At 69.3% G+C, this 18541-nt stretch carries 18 protein-coding genes; 11 read left to right on the forward strand and 7 right to left on the reverse strand.

Features of this window, described 5'->3' with window-relative positions; all coding sequences use genetic code 11:
* Positions 1-13: 13 nt before the first annotated feature.
* Together mpl and C3942_RS03315 are read right to left on the reverse strand one after the other, a co-directional pair.
* The gene (gene mpl, locus C3942_RS03310; RefSeq protein WP_104228888.1) at positions 14-1357 is read right to left on the reverse strand and encodes a UDP-N-acetylmuramate:L-alanyl-gamma-D-glutamyl-meso-diaminopimelate ligase; all 1344 of its coding nucleotides are present in this window, start codon (positions 1355-1357) and stop codon (positions 14-16) included.
* 8 nt (positions 1358-1365) lie between these two features.
* Positions 1366-1923 (reverse strand): hypothetical protein, encoded by a 558-nt coding sequence (locus C3942_RS03315; RefSeq protein WP_104228889.1) that lies wholly within the window; start codon positions 1921-1923, stop codon positions 1366-1368.
* Between the two features lie 57 nt (positions 1924-1980).
* Here C3942_RS03315 and rnd point away from each other — a divergent pair, with 57 nt between their 5' ends.
* Entirely contained in the window at positions 1981-3069 is a 1089-nt protein-coding gene (gene rnd, locus C3942_RS03320; RefSeq protein WP_104228890.1) for a ribonuclease D, read from the forward strand.
* Positions 3070-3243: 174 nt separating this feature from the next.
* On the opposite strand, the gene C3942_RS03325 is transcribed toward rnd, so the two are convergent.
* The gene (locus tag C3942_RS03325; protein WP_104228891.1) at positions 3244-3807 is read right to left on the reverse strand and encodes an adenylate kinase; all 564 of its coding nucleotides are present in this window, start codon (positions 3805-3807) and stop codon (positions 3244-3246) included.
* 230 nt (positions 3808-4037) lie between these two features.
* Between C3942_RS03325 and ppa the strand changes: the two genes are divergently transcribed.
* The 3 genes from ppa (at position 4038) to C3942_RS03340 (ending at position 6043) form a co-directional block, all read left to right on the forward strand.
* Positions 4038-4568 (forward strand): inorganic diphosphatase, encoded by a 531-nt coding sequence (gene ppa / locus C3942_RS03330; RefSeq protein WP_104228892.1) that lies wholly within the window; start codon positions 4038-4040, stop codon positions 4566-4568.
* A 115-nt stretch (positions 4569-4683) separates the two neighbouring features.
* The gene (locus C3942_RS03335) at positions 4684-5580 is read left to right on the forward strand and encodes an SPOR domain-containing protein (RefSeq protein ID WP_104228893.1); all 897 of its coding nucleotides are present in this window, start codon (positions 4684-4686) and stop codon (positions 5578-5580) included.
* 109 nt (positions 5581-5689) lie between these two features.
* Complete coding sequence (locus C3942_RS03340) at positions 5690-6043, forward strand: DUF4870 family protein (RefSeq protein WP_104228894.1); 354 nt, start codon at positions 5690-5692, stop codon at positions 6041-6043.
* A 124-nt stretch (positions 6044-6167) separates the two neighbouring features.
* Here the strand turns inward: C3942_RS03340 and C3942_RS03345 are convergent, their stop codons facing one another.
* The 3 genes from C3942_RS03345 to C3942_RS03355 are packed head-to-tail and all read right to left on the reverse strand — an operon-like array spanning position 6168 to position 9810.
* Positions 6168-7106 carry an ROK family protein gene (locus tag C3942_RS03345; protein ID WP_104228895.1) on the reverse strand — a complete coding sequence of 313 codons (939 nt, stop codon included), beginning with the start codon at positions 7104-7106 and terminating at the stop codon, positions 6168-6170.
* Positions 7107-7144: 38 nt separating this feature from the next.
* Positions 7145-8929: a CocE/NonD family hydrolase gene (locus tag C3942_RS03350; RefSeq protein ID WP_104228896.1), complete on the reverse strand. Its 1785-nt coding sequence runs from the start codon at positions 8927-8929 to the stop codon at positions 7145-7147.
* A complete protein-coding gene (locus tag C3942_RS03355) occupies positions 8926-9810 on the reverse strand; it encodes an SDR family oxidoreductase (RefSeq protein ID WP_104228897.1) in 885 nt (294 codons plus the stop codon). Before C3942_RS03355 ends, C3942_RS03350 begins: the two co-directional genes overlap by 4 nt.
* A gap of 176 nt (positions 9811-9986) precedes the next feature.
* On the opposite strand from C3942_RS03355, the gene C3942_RS03360 reads away from it, so the two are divergent.
* From C3942_RS03360 to C3942_RS03370, 3 genes are all read left to right on the forward strand, one after another.
* Positions 9987-11036, forward strand: a complete 1050-nt coding sequence (locus tag C3942_RS03360; RefSeq protein ID WP_165797298.1) for an AraC family transcriptional regulator — start codon at positions 9987-9989, stop codon at positions 11034-11036.
* The gene (locus C3942_RS03365; protein WP_104228899.1) at positions 11033-11653 is read left to right on the forward strand and encodes a carboxymuconolactone decarboxylase family protein; all 621 of its coding nucleotides are present in this window, start codon (positions 11033-11035) and stop codon (positions 11651-11653) included. Before C3942_RS03360 ends, C3942_RS03365 begins: the two co-directional genes overlap by 4 nt.
* A gap of 66 nt (positions 11654-11719) precedes the next feature.
* Positions 11720-13891 (forward strand): DUF1302 domain-containing protein, encoded by a 2172-nt coding sequence (locus C3942_RS03370; RefSeq protein ID WP_104228900.1) that lies wholly within the window; start codon positions 11720-11722, stop codon positions 13889-13891.
* A 51-nt stretch (positions 13892-13942) separates the two neighbouring features.
* On the opposite strand, the gene glk is transcribed toward C3942_RS03370, so the two are convergent.
* Entirely contained in the window at positions 13943-14923 is a 981-nt protein-coding gene (gene glk / locus C3942_RS03375) for a glucokinase (protein WP_104228901.1), read from the reverse strand.
* 134 nt (positions 14924-15057) lie between these two features.
* On the opposite strand from glk, the gene C3942_RS03380 reads away from it, so the two are divergent.
* From C3942_RS03380 to C3942_RS03395, 4 genes are all read left to right on the forward strand, one after another.
* Entirely contained in the window at positions 15058-15432 is a 375-nt protein-coding gene (locus C3942_RS03380) for a four-helix bundle copper-binding protein (protein ID WP_104228902.1), read from the forward strand.
* Between the two features lie 111 nt (positions 15433-15543).
* Positions 15544-16038 (forward strand): hypothetical protein, encoded by a 495-nt coding sequence (locus tag C3942_RS03385; protein WP_207765952.1) that lies wholly within the window; start codon positions 15544-15546, stop codon positions 16036-16038.
* 47 nt (positions 16039-16085) lie between these two features.
* Positions 16086-16370 carry a hypothetical protein gene (locus C3942_RS03390; RefSeq protein WP_104228904.1) on the forward strand — a complete coding sequence of 95 codons (285 nt, stop codon included), beginning with the start codon at positions 16086-16088 and terminating at the stop codon, positions 16368-16370.
* A gap of 66 nt (positions 16371-16436) precedes the next feature.
* A complete protein-coding gene (locus C3942_RS03395; RefSeq protein ID WP_104228905.1) occupies positions 16437-18503 on the forward strand; it encodes a TonB-dependent receptor in 2067 nt (688 codons plus the stop codon).
* Positions 18504-18541: the final 38 nt, after the last annotated feature.

Consider the following 18541-nt stretch of genomic DNA (forward strand, 5'->3'; position numbering starts at 1 on the left):
ACCGGCACAGAACTCAGCTTGCCAGCTCTTTCAGCAGCTTGCCGTGGATACCGCCGAAATCGCCGTTGGACATCACCAGCACGCGGTCGCCCTTCCGCGCTTCGCCGGCGATGGCCCCGATCAGCAGCGCCAGGTCGTGGTGCACGCTCAGGCGCGGCCCGACCTCCTGCAAGGCGGCGGCCGCATCCCATTTCAGGTCCGGGCGGGCATAGACGAAGACCTTGTCCGCTGCCTGCAGGCTGTGCGCCAGTTCGCCGGAATGCGAGCCCAGGCGCATGGTATTGGAGCGCGGCTCCAGCACGGCCAGGATGCGGCCCTCGCCCGGCTGCTGGCGCAGCGCGTCCACCGTGACCGCGATGGCGGTGGGGTGATGCGCGAAATCATCGTAGACCTTCACGCCGCGCGCCGCGCCCACCAGTTCCAGGCGCCGCTTGACGCTCTGGAACTTCGCCAGGCCCTCGGCCAGGGTCGCCACCGGTACGCCGACATGGTGCGCCGCCGCGAAGGCCGCCAGGGTATTGGAACGGTTGTGCGTGCCGGCCAGCGGGCTGGCGACCAGACCCTGGTCCGCGCCGCGGACGAACAGGCGGAAACCCTCGGCCGTAGGCTCGGCACGCCAGCCCAGGTCGCTGTCGAACCAGTCGCGCTCGCTCCAGCAGCCCTGCTCCAGCACCCGCGCCAGCACCGCGTCGGCCCCGTTGACCACCAGACGCCCCTGCCCCGGCACGGTGCGCACCAGGTGATGGAACTGGCGCTCGATGGCGGCCAGGTCCGGGAAGATGTCGGCGTGGTCGAATTCCAGGTTGTTGAGGATGCAGGTGCGCGGCCGGTAGTGGACGAACTTGCTGCGCTTGTCGAAGAAGGCCGTGTCGTACTCGTCGGCCTCGATGACGAAATACTTGCCCTTGCCCAGGCGCGCCGACAGGCCGAAGTTCATCGGCACGCCGCCCACCAGGAAGCCGGGCTCCAGGCCCGCGTGCTCCAGCAGCCAGGCCAGGATGCTGGTGGTGGTGGTCTTGCCATGCGTGCCGGCCACGGCCAGCACATGGCGGCCCTGCAGCACGTTCTCCGCCAGCCACTGCGGGCCGGAGATGTAGGGCAGGCCCTCGTTGAGCACGTACTCCATCGCCGGATTGCCGCGCGTCACGACGTTGCCCACCACCACCATGTCCGGGCGCGGCATCAGGTGGTCGGGCTCGTAGCCGCGCATCACGGCGATGCCGAGCTGTTCCAGCTGCGTGGACATCGGCGGCCAGGCGTTGGCGTCGGAGCCGGTGACGGTATGGCCCGCCTCGCGCGCAATCGCGGCGATGCCGGCCATGAAGGTGCCGCAGATACCGAGGATATGGATGTGCATGGCGGGGATCAGGCGGCGCCGAGCTGCAGGCCGACCATCAGGAACAGGATTCCGACGAATACCAGCATCGTCCAGACGCCGGCGGCGAGCATGAAGATGCGGCAGATGACCACGATCTGCCAGATGCCCAGCAGCATCAGCGCGCTCATCGCCGAGGACGGCGGCGTCGGCAGCATCTCGGGCTTGTTGGCCAGCGAAGGGTCCTTCTGCACCATTTCGGCGATCTGGGCCAGCACCGGCGCGATCTTGGCGAAGAAGGGCAGCATGAACAGCGTCAGTACCGCGGTGGTGGCCAGCAGGGCGTTGAAGGTCTGCTGGAAGCGGTTGTCGAGCTTGCGCGTGGCCAGGCTGAAGCGCGTGAACAGGGCCAGGAAGGCCGTGTTCACCGCCGCGCCCGCCAGCGCTGCCGCGGGCGGCAGCAGGAAGCTCAGCAGGGCCGCATTGGACAGCACCGCGAAGGCGATGCAGCCCAGCAGCAGGCTGCGGCCCGGGTCATAGGGAAAGTCCTCCGGCCCTGCGCGGAAGAACAGGAGCTTCAGGGTCGCGGCGGAAACAGAAGCGAGCATGTCGGCGGTCTGGTGCGTAAAGCCGGTATTCTAATGGGAATATCCCCCAAGACTCCCATGCCTACCCCTTTCATCAATACCCCCGCCCCGCTGGCCGCGCTGGCCCAGGGCTGGGCCGGCCGCGACTGGCTGGCGATCGACACCGAGTTCGTCCGCGTGGACACGTACCATGCCCGCCTCTGCCTGATCCAGGTCGGCGACGGGACGGACTCCGTCTGCGTGGACCCCCTGGCGATCAAGGACCTGAAGCCGCTGCTGGACGTGCTGGCGCAGCCCCGGATCACCAAGGTGCTGCACTCCGCCAGCCAGGACTACGAGATCTTCGTGCAGCTCACCGGTGCCGCGCCGGCCCCGCTGTTCGACAGCCAGATCGCCGCCACCCTGCTGGGCTACGGCGACCAGATCGGCTATGCCGGGCTGATCGAGAAGCTCTGCGGCGTGACCCTGGACAAGAGCCTGTCGCGCACCGACTGGGCGCGGCGCCCGCTGAGCGAAGCCGAGCTGGCCTACGCCGCCGCCGACGTGAAGTACCTGGCCGAGATCTACCCGCGCCTGCGCGAGGAACTGGTGGCCTCCGGCCGCCTGGCCTGGCTGGAGGAGGACTGTGCTCGCCTCTGCGACCCGCTGCGCTACCGCACCGCGCCGGAGGAAGCCTGGCAGCGCCTGAAGGGCCTGGCGCGCCTGCCGGCGCGCGAGCAGCAGGTCGCGGCGGCGCTGACCGCCTGGCGCGAAACCGAGGCCCAGGCCCGCAACCGCCCGCGCAAGTGGATCCTGGACGACGAGCCGGTCTACCGCCTGGCCGAGCGCAAGCCCCAGACCCTGGCGCAGCTGGAAGCCCTGCAGGTCCTGCCGCCCAAGACCCTGGAGCGCCATGGCGAGCGCCTGCTCGCGCTGGTGGCACAGGGCCTGGCCGCCCCGGCCGAAGTGCTGGCCACCGACGAACAGCTGTCGCCGGAGCAGAAGGCACGGCTCAAGGCCCTGCAGGCGAGGCTGGCGGACATCGCCACCGGCCTGAAGCTGCCGCCGACCTTCATCGCGCCGCGCGCCGACATGCTGGCGCTGCTGCTGGAAGGCGACCGCGGCCAGGTGCCGCTGCTGCAGGGCTGGCGGCGGCGGGTGGCGGGCGAGGAACTGCTGAAGCTGTAGCTTCACGTCTTGCCTCTCCCCTCGGGAGAGCTCGCGCGCAGCGCGGGCGAGGGGCGCGCGAGCAGAGGGCGCCGCTCTCCAACCGCCTTCCCTCGCCCTGCCCTCTCCCGGAGGGAGAGGGGTCCGGAAAACAGAACGGGCCCGCATCTGCGGGCCCGTTTTTTCAACCAGCGATCAGCGCGTAACCGCGAGGATGCGGTTGAAGATCTCTTCCAGGCTGCCGATGCCTTCCACGGTCACGACCTTGCCCTGCTTGCTGTAGTAGTCCAGCAGCGGGCGCGTCTCGGCGTTGTACACCTCGATGCGCTTGCGGATGACGTCTTCCTTGTCGTCCTCGCGGCCTTCCTTCTGCGCGCGATCCAGCAGGCGCTTGACGATCTCCTCGTCGGTCACGTGCAGGTGCACGGCCTTGTCGATGCCCGGCTGGCCCAGGCGCTTGAGCATGCCGTCGAGCACCTCGGCCTGCGCGGTATTGCGCGGGAAGCCGTCGAGGATGAAGCCCTTCTGCGCGTCCGGCTGGCCGAGACGTTCCTCGACGATGCCGATCACGATCTCATTGGCCACCAGGCCGCCGGCGTCCATCGTCGCCTTGGCCTTCTTGCCCAGCTCCGTGCCGGCCTTGACGGCAGCACGCAGGGCATCGCCGGTGGAGATCTTGGGAATCCCGAAATGGGCGACCAGCTTCTCACCCTGGGTGCCCTTGCCCGAGCCGGGCGCACCCAGCAGTACGAGTCTCATCTTGTTTTCAGCCTCTTGTGTGTAGAACCCGCGGCGCCTTGGAATCCCCCGCCGGGGTTGAAACGGCCACCGGCGACATTGCCCGGTGGAAATGCGTGGCTGCCGGCAGTTTATTAAACTATGGGGCTCTAGCCTAGGGGCCTGGGATTGCCGGCGGCGCGCCGGCAGTCCCAGGCCCCTGGCTTGTTCGCACCCCCGCCAGCCGGCAACTAACGAGGTTAATCAAGCACATGGGCATCGAAGCACTGGGTCCGGGCGACAAGGCCCCGAACGAGTTTTATGTCGTCATCGAAATCCCGGCCTATGGCCCGCCGGTCAAGTACGAGGTGGACAAGGACACCGGCCTGCTGATGGTGGACCGCTTCATGAACGTGGCCATGTCCTACCCGGCCAACTACGGCTACGTGCCGAAGACCCTGGCCGGCGACGGCGACCCGGTGGACGTGCTGGTGCTCACCCCGCACCCGATCGTGGCCGGCTCCGTGGTCAAGTGCCGCGCGCTCTGCGTGCTGGACACCGAGGACGAGAAGGGCACCGACGCCAAGCTGCTCGCCGTGCCGGTGGACAAGGTCAGCAACAACGCCTACGACCACCTCAAGGACCTGGCCGACGTGCCGGAGCGCCTGAAGAACGAGATTCACCACTTCTACAGCTCCTACAAGGCGCTGGAGAAGGGCAAGTGGGTGAAGATCTCCGGCTGGCGCGACGCCGCCGCCGCGCGCGAGGAAATCGCCAACGGCATCAAGGCCTACAAGGGCTGATTCCGGACCCGATTTCCGGTACCGCTGCAGGAAAAGGCAGGCTCGTCGCCTGCCTTTTCCTTTTTGCACGACCGCCTGCCTATACTCGGCCGCACCAGGGACGGGGGACATCCGCATGCGGTTGCAGGGGACATGGCAGGCGCTCGCCTGCACGATGATGCTGGCCAGCGGCCTGGCCGCGGCGCAGGCACCGGAACTGGCTCGCGCCATGACGCTGCAGCCGCCGGTCTGGGTCGAGCGCGGCGACACGCGCGAACCGCTGCGCCCTGGTGCCGCCGTCTTCCCCGGCGACCGCCTCTCCACCGGGCCCGGCGGCCGCCTGCACCTGGAACTGGAGGACAGCAGCACGATCAAGCTCGGCGAGGACGCCGAGTTCGAGATGCCGGCGCTGCAGGTGATCGACGACGGCAGCGACAGCGGCCTGCTCAAGGGCGTGCTGAAGCTGGCCAGGGGGGCCTTCCGCTTCACCACCGGCGCGCTGTCGCAGTTCCGCAAGCGCGAGCTGGATATCCGCATCGGCCCCACCGTCACAGCCGGCATCCGCGGCACCGACATCTGGGGCCGCTCGGAAAGCAGCCAGGAACTGCTGTGCCTGATCGAAGGCAGCATCAGCGTCTCCAGCCCCGGCTATCCCGAGCAGCCCATGGACCAGCCGCGCAGCTTCTACGTGGTGCCGCGCGGACAGCCGCCCAGGCCCGTCGCTGCCACGCCGCCGGGCAAGCTGGAAGGCTGGGTACCGCTCACCGAGATGGCCGACGCTCCCGCGCTGCAGTCCGGCGGGCGCTATCGCCTGGTGCTGCTGTCGGTGGGCACGGAAAAGCAGGCCGCCGGTGAAGCCTCGCGGCTCGCCGCGCTGGGCTATGCCACCGACGTGCTGGCCAGCGAAACGCCGGCGGGGCCGCGATACCGCTTGCTGCTCGGCGGCTTCGCCAGCTACGAGGACGCCCAGCAGTACCGCCGGATCGCCGCGGACCGGCTCAAGATCACCGGCAGCTGGGTCATGCGCCCTTGACGCGAGCCCTTGACGCGAGCCTTTGACGCGAGCCCTTGAACGGCGCGATTCAGCCCCGATGCAGCTAGGGACCGCTACCTTTTCCCGCCCCTCACGCGAGAACCCTGCGATGAACGAGCCGCTTCCCGTCGACAACGCCATCCCCGAGCAGGAGCGCACCACCCTGCTGGTTGCCTATGTCCTGCACATCGTCGCGCCCTTCACCTTCTGGACCGCGGCCATCGTCGGCGTGATCATCGATCACCTCAAGATCGGCGAGACGCAGAACGAATTCATCCGCAGCCACCACCGCTGGCTGATCCACACCTTCTGGTGGGGCCTGCTGTGGCTGGTGGTCGCCACCATCCTGATGTGGGTGCTGGTGGGCTTCGTGGTCTACCTGGTCGTGGCCGTCTGGTGGCTGTACCGCGTCGTGCGCGGCGTGCTCAGCTTCATGGAGAAGCGGCCGATGCCGGTGGATTGAGGGAAAGCAACCCGCTGCGATTCAACACCGCCCTCGCCCGTCCGCTCGTGCTGAGCCTGTCGAAGCACGAACGGATGCAAGCAAGGCCCGGGGGCGGCTACCCGCCGTTCACCCTTCGACAAGCTCAGGGCGAACGGCCATGGAACCCTGACGATTCCACCGGCCAAAGCCACGCTGCCCCGCGCACTCCGCTGCTGTCCCCATGCCTCGCCGGCACCAGCCGCGTCTCGACGCGGTCCGAGAACACCCATGGGTCCCATAGCGCCGGCACGTGCCGGTAGAGGCGCGCCAGCTTCGACACGCCGCCGCCCAGCACGATCACGTCGGGATCGATCAGGTTGATCACGTGCGCCAGGGCCCGCGCCAGCCGGTCCTCGTAGCGCGACAGCGTGGCAGCGCAGGCGGCATCGCCCTGCTCCGCGCGCCGCGCCACGTCCTCGCCGGACAGGCGCTCGCCGCCGACCCGCTCGTGATCCCAGGCCAGGCCGACGCCAGACAGCCAGTTCTCGATCGCGCCATGGCGCCCGTCGAAATTCAGCGGCCCCGGAACCTCGTCCCACTCCGGCCGCGGCCAGGGCAAGGGGTTGTGGCCCCACTCGCCGGCAATGGCATTGGGCCCGGACAGGAGGCTGCCGTCGACGACGATGCCGCCGCCCACGCCGGTCCCCAGGATCACGCCGAACACCACGGCCGCACCGGCCGCCGCGCCGTCGCTGGCCTCGGACAGGGCCAGGCAGTCGGCATCGTTGGCCAGGCGTACCTCGCGCGCCAGCGCAAGTTCCAGGTCCTGCTTCAGCGGCTGGCCATTGAGGCAGGTGGAGTTGCAGTTCTTCATGCGGCCGGTCCGGCGCGAGATCGCCCCCGGCGTGCCGAAGCCGACGCGCAGGCCGGTCCGGCCCACTTCCCCTTCGAGCCGGGCGACGAGTCCGGCACAGGCCGCCACCGTGGCCGCGTAGTCGCCGGCCGGCGTCGCGATGCGCCGGCGCGCGACGATGGACGAGTCGGCGCCCATGACGACGCCCTCGATCTTGGTGCCGCCGAGGTCGATGCCGATCCTGTACATCCGATGCGCTCCCGCTGCAGGAGCGCCATCTTAAACGCTCAGCAACCCGCCCCCACCGCCCGGCAGGCATCGCTGCCCGGCAGCACCGGCAGCTGCAGGCGCGAAGGCGTGTCGCCGCCGATGGAGACGAAGTTCAGGTTCGGCGTGGGGATGCTGTAGGTCGCCGCGCCCACCAGGTAGAGGCGCAGCCGGTGACCGGCGGCGAAGCGGTTGCCGATGGGCCAGAATTCCACGTGGTACTCGCGCGTCTGCCCCGGCAAGGCCCGGTCCTTGGCGCTGAAGTCGGCGTAGGGCTGCACGATCTCGCCACGGCTGTCGCGAATGCTGCGTTCCTCGACGATATGCGGGTAGCCGGTGCGCAGGCGGCCCAGGCCTACGGCGTGGGCGCTGCCGTCGGGCCAGACGTCGGCGACCACGGCATGCAGGTCCGCTTCCGGCAGCGCGGCGGAGACGAACACCGTCAACGCGGCGGGGCCCACCACGTCCACGTCCTCGGTGAACGCCGGCGTGGTCCAGCTCAGGGACAGGGGCTCCATCAGCGCCAGCTCCGTGAGGATCGGGAAGACCTTGAACAGGGTCAGCGCGCCGCCCGCCGCGACCGTGCCGGTGGTGTTGGGATCGGTGGCGGTGGGCAGCGAGGTGAGGGCCAGGTAAGGCAGGGTGGACCGGCTCTCCGGACTCACCGGCGACAGCCCGCCGTCGTTCAGCGAGAAGGTTCCGTGGCCGCGCTCCGGATCCAGGAAGAAGCTCTGCCAGCGCGTGCCCGGCACCGGCCAGTCGGCGGCGTCCAGCTTGGTGACGGCGCCCTCGATCTGCGCCTCGTAGCTGCCGTGGCCGATCAGCAGCTGCACGCGCGGCTCGCGGTCGATGCCGTTCTTCCTGCCCAGCAGGTAGCGGTCGAACCAGCGCTGGTACTCCGGCATGGGGCCCGGCGTGCCCTTGGGGTAGCCGTCATGCGCACCGAACACGCGCAGGTGCACCGGCACGCCCTGGTCGCGCAGCAGCTGGTAGCTCTCGAAGGGCCCGCGGGATTCTACGTCGTAGAAGCCGGTGTCGGCCAGCACCGGGAAACGATTGGGGTTGGTGTCGTAGCGCTGCGTGCGCTCCTGCCAGAACTCGTTCTCGTCGACGTTCAGGATCACCTGCAGGATCGTGCCGAGGAAGCCGACGCCGGAGAAGATCGCTTCCAGCGGCAACTGGCCGGTCTGGAAGAAGTCGATGAAGCCGCCGGCGATCAGCGGCAGGCCGACGCCGAAGCTGACGACCGCGCCCGGCACCAGGTTGAACATGCCGCCGGGATACAGCAGGTCGCGGTAGAGATCGGCGGTGCCGGCCATCAGCGCCGCGGCCTCCACGCACTCCAGCTTCTGGTGCAGGGAGTTGTAGACGGCGATGGCGCTGGCGGAGAAGCCGTAGAGGCCCAGGCGGCCGCTGCTCCAGGGCTGCTTGCAGGCCCAGGACAGGAATTCGGCGATGTCCTGCTGATCGCGCAGGCCGATGGCGGACCAGGTGCCGCTGCTCTGGCCGGTGCCGCGCACGTTGACGTAGGCATAGTTGTAGGCGGGGCCGAAGTCCGGCAGGTCGCGCCCCAGGTCGCCGTAGGGGCTGAACTGGACGATCACCGGCCGCGCGCGCAGGTCGCCGTAGCCGGTGAGCATGACGTGCAGGTCCGCGCCGTCGCTGGTCTCGAAATCGACGATCTCCGTGACCTTGGGCGCATCCCCGCCGGGCTCCGGGCCTTCCGCCCCCTGCCCCACCGGGTCCGAGCTGCCGCCGCAAGCGGCGAGCAGCAACGCCGACAGCAGCAGGGCCGTGTGCTTCACCGCGCGCCTCCGCGTGCGGCGGCATCGGCGCGCACGCGCTCCTGCCGCTGCATCACCTTGTGCATCACATGGTTCATGAGACGCATGACGATGTCGTAGGTGATCGGAAACTTGCCCTGGAAGAAGTAGCCCAGGCGGATGTCCATGGAGGTGAATACCAGGTAGCGGCGCGCGCGGATGCCGGACAGGATCGCCTTGGCGGCTTTCTCCGGGGAGATGGCATGGGCCTGGAACATCGCGCGCAGCTTGGTCATGAACGGCGCGCTGGTATCCACGCCGGCGATCTGCACGGTCTGCACCAGACCGGTATCGACGCCGCCCGGACAGACCAGGCTGACGTCGATGTTGTGGCGGCGCAGGTCGAAGCGCAGCACCTCGGACACGCCGCGCAGGCCGAACTTGCTGCCGCTATAGGCTGCGTGCCAGGGCAGGCCGAAGAGGCCGGCGGCGGACGATACGTTGACCAGGTGCCCGCCACGGCCGGCATGGACCATCTGCGGCAGGAAGGACTCGATGACATGGACCGGCCCCATCAGGTTGACGTCGATCACCTGACGCCACTGGCGGTGCTCCATGTTCTCCACCGCGCCCCAGATCGCGATGCCGGCGATGTTCAGCACCAGGTCCATGCTGCCATGCGCGGCATGGATGTCGCGGGCGTAGTCGCGCACCGCCTCGTAGTCGGAGACATCGAGCGCGCGGCTCATGGTCACCGTGCCGCCTCCCTTGCGGATTTCGCCGGCCACCGCTTCCAGCGAGGCGGCATTGATGTCGGTGAGGAACAGTTCCGCCCCTTCGCGCCCGAGGGCGATGGCGGTAGCACGGCCGATACCGCTGGCGGCGCCGGTGACGAAGGTTTTCTTGTTCTTGAAGCTTTTCATGGGGTCTTCCCGCCGGGGTGGCGTCGCGTGAATCCATGGTAGGCAGCCCCCCTGCCGCCGGACAGGCTCGAAAGCGGTCATGGGATGGATCAAAATCGGCCACGATCACCCCTCCGCAGGGGGCATGGCAGGATTTGCCACCAGGCCACCTGCATCCGGACTTCACCGCCGCAACCATGTCGACGACCGCCGCCAAACCCCTGTCGGGCTGGATTTCCGCGCGCCATCTGCAGCACATGATCGGTCGCGGCGAGGCCGCCGGCCTGCGCTTCGACGACCTGCTGGGCGAAGCCGGGCTGTCGCGGGAGAAACTGGTCGATGGCGAGGGCCGTGTACCTTTGTCGGTCATCGAGTCGGTGCTTTCGGCCATTTCCGAGCGCTACCCGGACCCCCTGCTGGGCCTGCATGCGGCCCAGGACATCAAGCCGGCGGCCTTCGGTCCGCTGGGCCTGATCCTGGAGGCCTGCACCACCTTTTCCGACGCCCTGGACATGGTGATCCGCTACCGCGGGCTGCTCAGCAACATCGGGCGCTCCTCGGTACGGCGCATGCCCGGCGAACTGCAGGTCTGCTGGGAATGCCTGGTCGGCGGGCCCGCGCTGCGGCGCCAGGCTACCGAATACGTGCTGGGCACCTTCGCCGCGATCACCGGCGTGCTGCTCGGCCGGCAGATGCTGCAGTCGGTGTACTTCAGCCATTCCCGCGCCGAAGCCCCGGAGGCGGCGCGCGAGTACTTCCAGCATTTCGGCTGCCCGGTCTACTTCGACCGCCCCGAGTCCAGCCTGAACTTCCCCGACCAGGTCCTGCAGATGCGCCTGCCCCATGGCGACGCCCTGCTGAAGGACCTGCTGGAGCGCCACGCCCAGGCCCTGCTGGCGGAACGCGAGCAGCCGCGCGCGCTGACCGACGAAGTGCGCCACCTGATCCAGGCGATGATCATCGAGGGCGTGCCGATGCGCGACCGCGTCGCCGAGCAGCTCGGCATGAGCGGGCGCAGCCTGCACCGCAAGCTGATCGAGGCCGGCAGCGGTTACCGCGAGCTGCTCGACGAGGTGAGACTGGGGTTGGCGCAGCAGCGCCTGAGCCAGAGCAGCGATTCGGTCACCGTGATCGCCGACTTCCTCGGCTTCAACTCGCACCAGGCCTTCCTGCGCTGGTTCAAGCAGGCCAGCGGGGGCCAGACGCCCGGCCAGTATCGCAAGCAGCAGCAGGGAGATTCCGCTTGAGCATCCGCGAACTCCAACCCGAAGGCGGCTGGATCCAGCTCGCCGAGCCGCGCCTGCGGCCGCCGCCGCCGCCGCAGCGCGGGCTGCTGTTCCGCGCGGTCTCCGGCGGCGCCCGCATGTTCGGCCGCAAGCAGCTGCCGGACCTGTTCCCGGTATTCCACATCAATCGCCGCCTGTTCTGGCCCTGGCTGTTCTTCGCCTCGCGCCTGATGCCCGGCGGCCGGCTCAAGGCCCAGGAGCGCGAGAAGGTCATCCTGCGCACCGGCTGGAACTGCCGCTGCCGCTACGAATGGGGCCAGCACCTGGAGATCGGCCTGGGCGCGGGCCTGTCCGACGATGACATCCTGCGCATCTCGCGCGGACCGTCGCAGGCGCTGGACGAGCGCGAGCGCGCCCTGCTGCAGGCCTGCGACGACATGGCCCGCGAGCAGGTCATCTCCGCCGCCACCTGGGCGACGCTGGCGGGGCACTACCGCGAGCCGCTGCTGATCGAGATCACGATCCTGATCGGCCACTACCAGATGGTGGCCGGCTTCCTGAACAGCAGCGGCATCGCGCTGGAGCCGGCCATCGAGCAGGTCGTGCAGGACTTCCACCGGCGCATCGGCATGAGCTAGCGGCGCGCAGACAACAAGAGCCGCCCACCGAGGCGGCCTGCACCACGAAAACAGGAGGAGACGGCAATGAACCACACTGCTGCAACGGGCGGTCGTGCCCGCAGCGCGGGACTGATCGCGGGCCTGCTGAGCTGCGGACAGGCGGTGGCGCTCGACTATGAATGGCGCGACATCGACATCTCGCTGAACGGCCGCGCCAGCATCGGCGCCATGTGGCGCATGGAAGAGCGCGACAACCGCCTGGTCGGCAAGCTCAACGTGCCCGGCCAGCAGGGCCTCTGCTCGCGGGACGACTGCATCGACCTGGGCGGGGACTCCGAGCCCAACCAGCGGCTGGTGGACGCGCAGGGCGCCTACATCGGCCATGCCTTCGACGACGGCAACCTCAACTACGACCAGTACGACATGACCTCGGCGGTCGCCCGGCTCAAGGCAGACACGGTCCTGACCTGGGGCGAGACGCTGCTGAAGCTCTCGGGCGTGGCCTTCTTCGACGCCGTGAACGTCGATGCCGACGACTACCACCCGGACACCACGCACCAGCCTCGGCATACCAAACGCTCGCAGCGGGTGGAGCGCGACCTCGGCACCGACATCGACCTGCTGCAGCTCTACGTGGCGCGGAGCTTCGAGCTCGAGAACCACACCGTCAACGTCTCGGTCGGCCAGCAGGTGCTGCGCTGGGGCGAGAGCAACCTGGTCGCGCTCAACAGCCTGGCCGAGATCAATCCGCCGGACGAGAACATCTTCTGGATGCCCGGCGCGCAATTGCCCGACGCCTTCCAGGCCGTGCCGCTGGCGATCCTCTCGGCCGACCTGACCGACACCGTCGACGCCGAGTTGTTCTACCAGTTCGGCTGGAGGCCCGCCAAGGCCGCCGCCGCGGGCGGCTTCATGTCGCTGTTCGAGAGCGCCAACGGCCGCGACCACTTCATCCTGACGCAGGGACAGACCCCGGAGGACCCCGACGGCGAGCATCACATCTCGGGCCTGGCCACGCTGCTGACCGACAGTTCCGCCACGGCGCGCATGATCGGCAGCAACGATCCCGAGGACGGCGGCCAGTTCGGCCTGCGGCTGAACTGGCGGGTGGACGAACTCCTGGGCGGCACGCAGTTCAGCTTCTACGCCGCCAACTACCACAGCCGCGTCCCTTACCTGAGCATGATCGCCGGCGACGAGTCCTGCATCCGCGACTCCACCACCATCGTCGGCGCCGTGCTCGATTGTCCGCTGCTGCTCAGCGGCTCGCTCGACCTGGCCGATCTGCTCTACCACTACCTGGGGGTCGACCTCAGCGGCATTCCCCCGGTCGACATCGACCTCAGCAACGGCAACGATGCCCTGCCCTTCGACACGCCGAAGGGCTTCCTGGACTACCCCGAGGACATCCAGATGTACGGCATCAGCTTCAACACCACGGTCGGCAGCTGGTCCCTGTCGGGCGAGTACGCCTACCGCCCGAACCTGCCGCTGCAGGTGGCCCTGACCGACGTGATCATGACGGCCGCGCAGCCTTTGTTCCCGCGCCAGGACATCGTGGTGGGGCTGCCGCAGCTCGCCACCATCCCCGGCGCCCGGACCTTCATCCCGGACTTCCTCAGCGTCTACCGCGGCTACGACAACAGCATCCCCGAGCGCTCGATCCAGGCCGGGCAGGTCATCCGTGGCTACGAGCGCATGAAGGTCGGCCAGTTCAACCTCTCCGCGATCAAGGCGCTGTCGCCCTCGGACCTGCCCTTCCCGCTGGGCACCGACCAGATCCTGGTGCTGCTGGAATCCGGCATCACCCATGTCCTGGACATGCCGGACAGGGAACAGCTCCAGTTCGAGGGCTTCATCCTGCACAAGAACACGCATGCCAGCCCCGGCGCCGACGGCACCGGCTCGGGCGGCGTGCCCGGCCTGCGCCTGACGCCGACCCAGCAGACCGAGGGCTTCGCGGACGATTTCGCCTGGGGATACCGCATCAGCGTGATGATGGAGTACAACGATGTCCTCGGCCAGCTCAACATGAAGCCCTGGCTGATCTGGGGGCATGACGTGCAGGGCATCTCGCCGCTGCCGAAGTCGGGCTACCAGGGCTTTGCGGAAGGCCGCACATTCTTCCAGATCGGCTCCGAGTTCTACTTCCTCAAGGACTGGTCCGGGGGACTGTTCTACCGGGGCTCCAGCGGCAGCAACGAGACCCTGCGCGACCGCGACAGCCTGACGGCCTACGTCGCCTATACGTTCTAGGACCCGTTGACGCTATGGGCATTGCAGCGACGGCCATAGCGTCAACAGGCCCTAGCGGGAGGATGCGGCCTGCAGCCCCATCGCCGCCGCTCCCAGCAGGCCCGCCTGCGGGTGCAGGATCAGCTGCGTCGGCACCGCACGCATCAGCGGCGCATGGCGGCCCTTGGTCTCGAAACGCTGGCGGAAGGCACCGCGCTGCAGCCGCGGCAGCAGTTTCTGCGCAACGCCGCCGTGCAGGAAGACGCCCTGCCAGGCACCGAAGGCCAGCGCGATGTCGCCGGCAAAGCTGCCGAGCATCGCGCAGACGCGGTCCAGCGCCTGCGCGGCCAACCCTTCCGGATCGCGCTCCGCGAGCACTGCCACCTGCTCCGCGCTGTCCGCCTGCGACGGGCGCCCGGCGATCTCGCAGAGCGCGTGGTAGACATTGACGATGCCCATGCCGGACACCAGGCGCTCCGCGGAGACCCGGCCATGGCGCTCCGCCACCAGGCGCAGTACCTCGGCCTCGGTGGCGTCGATGGGCGCGAAGTCCATGTGTCCGCCCTCGGACTCGATGACGGTCATCCCGCCACCCTCCGCAATCAGCCCGCTGACGCCCAGGCCGGTACCGGGACCGAGCACGGCATAGACCTGCCGCGGCGAGGACCGTGAGGACGGCAAGGGACCGATCGGCGCCAGTTCCTCGCCGCGCAGCAGCGGCAGGGCGCGGCTCACCGCGGCAAAGTCGTTGACCACGCGCAGCGACAGGCCCAGCGCATCGGCCGTGGTGCCGACGGAGAAGGTCCAGGGATTGTTGGTGATGCGGACCCGGTCTCCCGTCACCGGCGCCGCCACGGCCAGCAAGGCCTGTTGCGGCCGCCGCGCCTCGCTGCGCTCGAGAAAATGCAGGGCCGCTTCCGCCAGGCCCGGAAACTCGGCGCAGCGCAATTGCATCACGGACTCCAGCCGCGGCCTTTCCACGCCCGCGGAGGCCAGCGCGAAGCGGACGTTGGTGCCTCCGATGTCGCCGACCAGCAAGCTTGCAGCTTCCATGTCCGATCCGTCGCTCCGGGCATTTCGCCCTGTAGGCCTCGGCGCCCGAACTCCGGCGGCCGCGCAGGTTCCAAGATCACAGCATGGACGCCGCCAGGGCGCCAGCAGTTCCCCTCCACGGATGGAGATTCACCATGCCCAACGAACGATTCTCGGCTTGCATCGATGCCTGTGATGCCTGCGCGGCCGCCTGCGATCACTGCGCCGCGGCCTGCCTGCGCGAGGCGGATGTCACGCCCATGGCCCGCTGTATCCGGCTCGACATCGACTGCGCCGCCCTTTGCCGGCTGGCCAGCGCGATGATGATGCGCGACAGCGAACTGGCCGCCGGCATCTGCGCCGCCTGCGCCGCCGCCTGCGACGCCTGCGCGGAGGAATGCGCCCAGCACCGGCACGAGCATTGCCAGGCCTGCGCGGTGGCCTGCCGGGACTGCGCCCAGGCCTGCGAACTGATGGCGGTCCCGGTGCTGCAGTCTTCCTCCACCGGCCTGAGACCGGGAGCGGCCTAGCCCCGACTAGCGACCGGGCAAAGGACGGTCATCTGCTCTCCCCGCTCGGCCGCCTCTGTCGTGCGGCCTCTTGCTCGTCGCTGAGGGCCAGCATAAGCCCTAAAATGCACCATGAATTCAGATGTCATGCGCTCGAGCGAGCTGGCCGGCGGGGCGCTGGAAGCGCTGCTGAGCCCCTATGGCCTGCAGCTGCGCTGGCTGCCGCCGGACGCCCCTATCCCCGGCAGCTACTGGGGCGAGACCGAAGCCGGGCTGGTGGGCGACACGCTCTACCTGCGCGCCGACACGCCGGTGCACTCAGCCCTGCACGAGGCCTGCCACTGGATCTGCGTGGACTCCGCGCGCCGCGCCACGCTGCATACCGACGCCAAGGGCTGCGACACCGAGGAGATGGGCGTCTGCTACCTGCAGGCCCTGCTGGCCGATGAACTGCCGGGCTACTCGCGCGCGCGCCTGTTCGCCGACATGGATGCCTGGGGCTACAACTTCGTGCTCGGCAGCGCCGCCGCCTGGTTCGAGCGCGACAGCGCCGATGCGCTGGCCTTCCTGCAGCGCCATGGCCTGGTCGACCAGGCCCTGCGCCCCCGCGGACGCCGCCGCGACTGAACCACGGCACTGGACTTGGGACCGCGCCTGCGCGTAAGGTCCGGCCCGTGCGCGTCCGGACCCACCATTCCCTGCTGCTCGCACTGGCCCTGCTGCTGGGCCAGTGGCTGGCGTTCGCGCACGAACTGCAGCACCCGGCCCTCGGCGCCGATGTCGACTGCCAGCTGTGCGTGCATGCGCACAACCTGGCCTCGGGGGCCCCGGCCGCCGCGGCTGCGCAGGCGTTCGCGCAGTACACGCAGGAATCGCCTGCCGCCGCCACCCCGGTCGCCGTCGTCGCGGCGCAGCGCCGCCTCCATCCCATCCGCGGTCCTCCCGAAGCCCAGGCCTGATCCCTTCCGCCTGAGTACCGGCGCGCCTTCGCGCGCCTTCTGATCTTCTTTTCGGGAATCCGCTTCATGAACGCATCCGCCGTCCGCGGCGCGCAGGCCCTGCCCGCCGCGCCCCGCCTCCAGCTTTCCTTCACCCTGCGCGCCCTGGCCGCAGCCGCTGCCTCCTTCCCCCTGCTGGCCGCCGCCGAGGAACCGCCGTCGGCGGTCGAACTCGCACCGGTCGTGGTCCAGGCCAGTGCCCTGGGCCGTACCGCCGACGAGCTGGTGCAGCCGGTCACCGTGCTCGCCGACGAGGAACTGCAGCGCAAGCGCCGCGGCACCCTCGGCGAGACGCTGGAGAACGAACCCGGCATCGCCACCACCGACTTCGGCGCCGGCGCCGGGCGCCCGGTGATCCGCGGCCAGGCCGGCCCGCGCGTGGAAGTCCTGCAGAACGGACTGTCCACCATGGACGTATCCGAGCTGAGCCCCGACCACGCGGTGACCATCGACCCCGCCCATGCCCAGCAGGTCGAGGTGCTCAAGGGTCCGGCGACGCTGCTCTACGGCAACGGCGCCTCGGGCGGCGTGGTCAACGTGCGCGACGCCCGCCTGCCCGAGGAAGTGACCGAAGGCCTGCACGGCGGGTTCGACACCTCCTGGGGCAGCAACGGCGACACCGGTGCCTTCAGCGGCGAGGCCGGCTACGGCAGCGGCAAGCACCAGTTGCGCGCGGACTTCGGCTGGCGCGAGGCCGGCGACTACGACCTGGCCGGCCCGGCCAACGTCGACGGCAGCGGCCCGCGCCGCCGCCTGCCGAACAGCGACGTCGAGGCGCGCTCCGGCGGCGCCTCGTACTCCTGGATCGAGGACAGCCGCACGCTGGGCCTGGCGGTGAGCCGCTTCGAATCGCAGTACGGCCTGCCGGTGGAGGAGAGCGCCTTCATCGACATGCACCAGACCCGCATCGACGCCCAGGGCATCTTCCGCAATCCGCTGCCGGGCCTGGAGTCACTGAAGCTGCGGCTCGGCAGCTCCGAGTACGAGCACACCGAGTTCGAGGAACCCGGCGTGGCCGGCACGCGCTTCGACAATCGCCAGTACCAGGGCCGCCTGGAAGCGGTGCACGTGCCGCTCGCCGGCTTCCGCGGCGTGGCCGGGCTGCAGATCAACTGGCGCGACTTCCAGGCCATCGGCGAGGAGGCCTACGTGCCGCCGGTGCTGAGCCGGCAGGCCGGCCTGTTCATCGTCGAGGAGCGCCCCTGGCGCCTGGGCAAGCTGGAGATCGGCGCTCGCGTGGACCGCAACACCAACGATCCGCAGGGCCTGCCGTCGCGCGACTTCACGCCGCTGAGCTTCTCGCTGGGCTCGGTGTTCAACCTCGGCGAGCACGCGCACCTGAAGCTCTATGCCACCAGCTCCGAGCGCTCGCCCGCGCCGGAGGAGCTGTATGCCGACGGTCCGCATGCCGCCACCGCGACCTACGAGCGCGGCAACGCCGACGCCGGAAAGGAAAGAGCCCAGAACCTGGAACTGGGCTACGACTACCACCGCGAGCGCTGGACCCTGCAGGCCAGCGTCTACTACAACCGCGTCTCCGAATTCCTCTACCTGTCCGAGTCCGACCAGGACGCCGACGGCGTGGCCGACCGCGTGGACGAGGAAGGCGTGCTCGACCCCGCCGGCGAGTTCCTGCTGGTGGACTATCGCCAGGCCGACGCGAAGTTCTGGGGCTACGAGGCTTCCGCCGGCTACGCGCTGCTGGACCAGGGCCCGCTGCGCCTGGACCTGCGGCTGTTCACCGACCAGGTGCGCGGCGAGCTCGACGGCGGCGGCAACCTGCCGCGCGTCACGCCGCAACGCTGGGGCCTGGGCCTGGACGGCCGCTGGCAGCAGTTTGCCGCCAGCCTCGACTACATCCGCGTGGACCGCCAGGACCGCATCGCCTCGCTGGAGACGGAAACCGCCGGCTACGACCTGCTCAACGCCAGCCTGTCCTGGCGCGTGCAGGGCGACGAGCAGCACGGCACCACCCTTTACCTGCGCGGCAGCAACCTGCTCGACGAGGACATCCGTCGCGCCACGTCCTTCATCAAGGACGCGGTGCCGGCACCGGGACGCGGGATCTACGCGGGGCTGCGCTTCTCGCTGTAGACCAGCATCGCGGCTGAAGCTGCTCCCACAGCCGTATG

Source organism: Solimonas fluminis (assembly GCF_002930645.1).
Taxonomy (GTDB): Bacteria; Pseudomonadota; Gammaproteobacteria; order Nevskiales; family Nevskiaceae; genus Solimonas_A; species Solimonas_A fluminis.

Coding starts and splice junctions, on each gene's coding strand:
- mpl (WP_104228888.1), bottom strand. CDS start 1,357: ATGCACATCCATATCCTCGGTATCTGCGGCACCTTCATGGCCGGCATC.
- C3942_RS03315 (WP_104228889.1), bottom strand. CDS start 1,923: ATGCTCGCTTCTGTTTCCGCCGCGACCCTGAAGCTCCTGTTCTTCCGC.
- rnd (WP_104228890.1), top strand. CDS start 1,981: ATGCCTACCCCTTTCATCAATACCCCCGCCCCGCTGGCCGCGCTGGCC.
- C3942_RS03325 (WP_104228891.1), bottom strand. CDS start 3,807: ATGAGACTCGTACTGCTGGGTGCGCCCGGCTCGGGCAAGGGCACCCAG.
- ppa (WP_104228892.1), top strand. CDS start 4,038: ATGGGCATCGAAGCACTGGGTCCGGGCGACAAGGCCCCGAACGAGTTT.
- C3942_RS03335 (WP_104228893.1), top strand. CDS start 4,684: ATGCGGTTGCAGGGGACATGGCAGGCGCTCGCCTGCACGATGATGCTG.
- C3942_RS03340 (WP_104228894.1), top strand. CDS start 5,690: ATGAACGAGCCGCTTCCCGTCGACAACGCCATCCCCGAGCAGGAGCGC.
- C3942_RS03345 (WP_104228895.1), bottom strand. CDS start 7,106: ATGTACAGGATCGGCATCGACCTCGGCGGCACCAAGATCGAGGGCGTC.
- C3942_RS03355 (WP_104228897.1), bottom strand. CDS start 9,810: ATGAAAAGCTTCAAGAACAAGAAAACCTTCGTCACCGGCGCCGCCAGC.
- C3942_RS03360 (WP_165797298.1), top strand. CDS start 9,987: ATGTCGACGACCGCCGCCAAACCCCTGTCGGGCTGGATTTCCGCGCGC.
- C3942_RS03370 (WP_104228900.1), top strand. CDS start 11,720: ATGAACCACACTGCTGCAACGGGCGGTCGTGCCCGCAGCGCGGGACTG.
- glk (WP_104228901.1), bottom strand. CDS start 14,923: ATGGAAGCTGCAAGCTTGCTGGTCGGCGACATCGGAGGCACCAACGTC.
- C3942_RS03380 (WP_104228902.1), top strand. CDS start 15,058: ATGCCCAACGAACGATTCTCGGCTTGCATCGATGCCTGTGATGCCTGC.
- C3942_RS03385 (WP_207765952.1), top strand. CDS start 15,544: ATGAATTCAGATGTCATGCGCTCGAGCGAGCTGGCCGGCGGGGCGCTG.
- C3942_RS03395 (WP_104228905.1), top strand. CDS start 16,437: ATGAACGCATCCGCCGTCCGCGGCGCGCAGGCCCTGCCCGCCGCGCCC.